Raw genomic sequence first — 372 nt, forward strand, 5'->3', positions numbered from 1 at the left:
TCACCGCTTCCACTCTCCCCGAGTTGCGGAAGATCGCGAGGTCTTTTCCAGGGTGGTGCCGCGTACACGTCAGCCCACCCGGGTGCGAGGAGGCACATCGGTGAGAAGCTCTTTCAAAGCTGCTTGGGGACTGAGGCGTACGACTGATCTCGTCATCGACCTCCTGACGCGCGAGCCACGGGGAAACCTCGACACTGACCGGAATCGGTCTCGACCAGCTCACCCCGCATCCTGCTCGACGGTAGCCCGGACAAGCCGTGATCGGGCAGAAACTTCATTGCAGCAACAGTTTCCGGGTCACGCGCCCTGATGCGAGTCGTCGTGTCGTCGACCACGATCGAGATCTTTTGCGGGCGTTCTCATGCGACCGTC

This window comes from Streptomyces sp. NPDC127092, from assembly GCF_042722475.1.
Lineage (GTDB): Bacteria > Actinomycetota > Actinomycetes > Streptomycetales > Streptomycetaceae > Streptomyces.